Source organism: Neobacillus niacini, assembly GCF_036961885.1.
Taxonomy (GTDB): Bacteria; Bacillota; Bacilli; order Bacillales; family Cytobacillaceae; genus Neobacillus; species Neobacillus niacini_H.
Map to the genome: position 1 here is coordinate 86,280 of NZ_JBALNQ010000037.1, position 3,727 is coordinate 90,006.

General features: G+C 37.6%; 3 protein-coding genes. 1 reads left to right on the forward strand and 2 read right to left on the reverse strand.

The window, feature by feature from the left end; all coding sequences use genetic code 11:
- Positions 1-134: 134 nt before the first annotated feature.
- A complete protein-coding gene (locus V7124_RS16560) occupies positions 135-1,592 on the reverse strand; it encodes a DHA2 family efflux MFS transporter permease subunit (protein ID WP_335491123.1) in 1,458 nt (485 codons plus the stop codon).
- A 13-nt stretch (positions 1,593-1,605) separates the two neighbouring features.
- Positions 1,606-2,160, reverse strand: a complete 555-nt coding sequence (locus V7124_RS16565; RefSeq protein WP_335491127.1) for a TetR/AcrR family transcriptional regulator — start codon at positions 2,158-2,160, stop codon at positions 1,606-1,608.
- A 363-nt stretch (positions 2,161-2,523) separates the two neighbouring features.
- Here V7124_RS16565 and V7124_RS16570 point away from each other — a divergent pair, with 363 nt between their 5' ends.
- Positions 2,524-3,492, forward strand: a complete 969-nt coding sequence (locus V7124_RS16570; RefSeq protein WP_335491131.1) for an NAD(P)-dependent alcohol dehydrogenase — start codon at positions 2,524-2,526, stop codon at positions 3,490-3,492.
- Positions 3,493-3,727 lie beyond the last annotated feature (235 nt).

Below are 3,727 nucleotides of genomic sequence, written 5' to 3' on the forward strand. Positions count from 1 at the left end.
TGCCCACGCACGAAGAAAATGCGATAGCATTTTCGAGGATTCGAGCCCCTTTCGCTCCAATCAACAGGTTCTAAAATCAGCAGTATCCCTTAAAACAGCCAAAAATAGATAAAATTGTAGATTCATAGGTAATTCTATGATTCTCGTACAGGTTGAGTTGTTTTTACACCTACCGAAGATTTCCCTGTTCCTTCACTAGGTTTTTTCATAAAGATTGAACAGATTACAGCAATTACTGAAATTCCTGTAACAAAGTAGAAGGTATATTTTACACCTGCAGCTAATATTTCAGCCTGAGCCGCATCCGGGGTACCTGCTGCGAAACTAGTTTGACCGGCTGTAAGCAGTGTAATCGCGATCGCTGTCCCTGCTGCACCAGCTACTTGGTTCAATGTATTCATAGCAGCTGAGCCATCTCCATATAACTCACGTGGCAATGCATTTAGCCCATTAGTTTGTGATGGGATTGTTACCATCGTTAACCCAAAGAATAAAATCATAAATGGTACGATGATTAACCACGCTGGAGTTGATGCTGAAATAACTAAAGCAAACATTAAATTCCCAATTAATACAATGATAGACCCAGTGATTGCTAATTTCTTTGGTCCAATTTTATCAAATAGTGATCCGACAATCGGTGACATAATAACGTTGACCGCATTACCTGGTAATAACAATAAACCAGCAACCGCTGCACTAAATAATAAAGATCCTTTTAAATACATGGGCAATAGAATAGACGTTGATAAAATGATTAAGATACTTAAGAACATCATCGCTGTCCCTAATGAAAACATCGGGTACTTAAAGACATCTAAATTAACCATAGGCTTATCCATTGTATTTTGACGAATTCCAAATAATACAAGAGCGATAATTCCTACAAGTAAAGGTCCCCATACGATTGGAGATGAGAATGATACACCAGCCATAGAAGCTAACCCATAAATTAATCCACCAAAACCTACTGTTGATAAAACAATCGACAACACATCAATTTTAGGTTTAGTAATTTCTCCAACATTCACTATTTTTGCTACCGCAGCAAGAGTCAAGATGACATAAAAAGCTGCACTGATCCAGAAAATATAATTCCATCCTAACGTACTAATAATGACCCCAGAAAGTGTTGGTCCTAAGGCTGGTCCTAATGTAATAACAAGACCCATAATCCCCATGACAACTCCACGTTTATGAATCGGGAAAATAACTAACAGAACACTTACCATGACTGGCATGATAATTCCTGTTCCCATTGCTTGGACAATTCGGCCAGTTTCTAGGATTGCGAAATTCGGTGAAAACGCCGAAAGAATCGTTCCTACAAGTGAAATGACAATTCCCGTTATAACTAATTGTCTAGTGCTGAACCATTTCATTAATAGTGCTGAAATCGGCACTAAAATGGCTAATGTTAATAAATAGCCTGTTGTCAGCCACTGGGCAGTCGGTGCTGTAATTGAATATTGCTCCATGACATTAGTTAATGCCATATTTAATGCTGTTTCCCCAAATAATCCAATAAAAGCACCGAGCATTAAAATAGCTGCCATGATCTTAGGATTTTTTACTTGAATTTGTGTACTCATACATATCCCCTTTTTAACTAATTAATTTTGGTAATGCCTGTGAAATAATTTTTAGTGGTTCACTTGCTTTTTGTGTTAAACAAAGCAACATTCCACCTTCAATCGTAGCTGTCATCATAACAGCAATTGAATGCGCTTTTTCCTTTGAAAATCCATCTGCTAGTAATTTATCTAAATAAATTCCTTGTATTTTTTGATACAAATGAGCACATGCATTTCGAACTGGATCACTTAACGAAGCCATTTCGCTTACGATACTGCTAAAGGTGTATCCAGTAATCGTTCCTTCCGTTTCAAAGTTTACGACTAATTTTTCAATCATTGCCTTGCTAGCCTCTTTGGTTGTCGGATACCGTTCAAAAATTTCTTCAATATCCTTCGTAATCGTATCTTCCAAGGTTTGCAGGCAAACGATTAGTAATTCTTCTTTTCCATTTGGAAAGTGATGATAAAGCGAACCTTTTGACATGTTACATGCTTTTAGAATTTCGTTTAATCCAACACCAATATATCCCTTTTGTTGGAAAAGCGTTGTCGCGATGTCAATTATCAGCGATTTTGTGTCCATTCCCGTAGTACACCTCCGCCATACCAACCGGTCTGTTTGTAACTATAACAGTTTTTGAAAAACGAAGTCAACCAACTTTTTTTCACAAATCAGTCACAAAGGTAGATATGAAAACGGATTCCTTTCATCCTTTTCTCATCGATAAAATCCCTATTTACCAAGCTTTAAAGCGATTTCATATAAAAATGTTTATTTTACCGAAAAAATATTTTTGTTTTCTTTATAGGTTATCGCTTCCATTAGCGCTTATTCAAAATTTGGTTTGAAAATATGATTTTCATTTTATAGAACTTTTCTGTTTTGAATTAACATCTGTTAGAATATTATTATAATTAGGATAATTTTGAATACAGGAGGTTTAATATGAAGGCAGTTGTTTCTACTAAATATGGTCCACCTGATGTTCTTGAATTAACAGAGGTTGAACAACCTTTACCACTAGATAATCAAGTTCTAGTAAAAGTTCATGCTGCTTCGGTGAATTATGGGAACCTGGTCCTATTGAGAGGCGAGCCATTTTTAGCCCGTTTTGCATTTGGTCTTTTTAAGCCCAAATTTTCCATACCAGGAGGAGACATTGCTGGTGTGGTTGAAGCTGTTGGCAAAGATGTTAAACAGTTTAAACCTGGAGATGAAGTGTTTGGAGACTTATCTGGTGTTGGCTGGGGTAGTTTTGCCGAATATTCCTGTGTCCCGGAAAAGGCATTAGCTTTAAAGCCCGCCAATTTGTCCTTTGAGGAAGCTGCTTCGGTACCTATGGCTGGAGTTACTGCCTTACAAGCTCTCCGCGATAAAGGCAAGATTCAATCGGATCAGAAAGTCTTAATTCATGGTGCTTCTGGAGGCGTTGGAACGTTTGCGGTACAAATCGCCAAATCATTTGGGGCTGAAGTAACGGGCGTGTGCAGTACAAGAAATGTCGAGATCTTGCAATCGCTAGGTGCAGATCATGTTATTGACTATAAAAAAGAGAAGTTTACTGAAAACAAGCAGAGATATGATTTAATTCTTGGTGTTAACGGAGGTCAGCCCTTATCGGCTTATCGGCAATCATTAACTCCCAATGGAATTTTTGTTCACGTAGGAGGTTCCGGAGCTCAAATGTTCCAAGCTATAACACAGGGAGCTTGGATTTCAAAAACATCTGGTCAGAAATTCGGCAGCTTTTTACAAAGAGCAAACCAGGATGATTTAGTTTATATGAAAGAACTTATTGAAGCTGGTAAAGTAAAGCCAATTATTGATCGCCAGTATAAATTAAGTGAAGTACGTGAAGCCTTTCGGTATTTTGAACAAGGCCACACACAGGGAAAAGTGGTTATAACTGTGTGAAAAATTCAAAGTGTGAAGTGCAAAGAAACCCGCTGCCTCTACCTCCCCTTTTCAAAAGGTTGTTTTCGTAAACCTTTTTATTTTGGAAAACATGGTTCAAAATGTGTATTTTAGGTATAACAGTATTCAGTGGGCCCTTTTGATTCCCTTTTGCCTGATTTTTAGTGTTCAACGGTAACCAAAGAACTCTTTTGATTCCCTCTAGCATGATTTTTAGTGTTCAACGGTAACCAAA